The following is a 381-nucleotide window of genomic DNA, read 5'->3' as shown; positions in this document are numbered from 1 at the left end:
GGAGCAGCTGCCCCAGCGAGCGCACCCCGTCGATGAAGGAGAGCGCGCGGACCTCGTGCGGCGTCAGGCGCAGCTCGCTGGAGGCCACCCGGCCCCCGGACTTCATGATGGGCATGGGCAGCACGAAGGCCAGCCGCCGCTTGAGGTCCGCCGTCGGCATGCGCCGCACCTGGTCGCTGAGCAGCGCCCAGCGATTGCCCAGCGGCATCGCCTTCTGCGCGGGCAGGTCCCGCGCCTCGAAGGTGAACGTCCCGGACTCCGCCCGCAGCGCCTTGCCCAGGATGCCCAGCGCCCGCTGCGACAGCTGCGTGAACGCCGTCGCCGGCTGGAGCAGCCCCAACCCGAACAGCGCCGCGAGCAGGTCGCCTCCGAAGCGCTCCT

The 381-nt window shown here is 73.2% G+C and carries 1 pseudogene; it reads right to left on the bottom strand.

Annotation, left to right across the window (positions count from 1 at the left end):
- Window positions 1-381, bottom strand: a pseudogene (locus HUA74_RS45085) (molecular chaperone DnaJ); the annotation flags it as partial.

It is taken from the genome of Myxococcus sp. CA051A (genome assembly GCF_013336705.1).
GTDB classification, from domain to species: Bacteria; Myxococcota; Myxococcia; order Myxococcales; family Myxococcaceae; genus Myxococcus; species Myxococcus llanfairpwllgwyngyllgogerychwyrndrobwllllantysiliogogogochensis.
The sequence above is the reverse complement of the archived record's forward strand: the minus strand, read 5'-3'. Positions and strand labels throughout refer to the sequence as shown.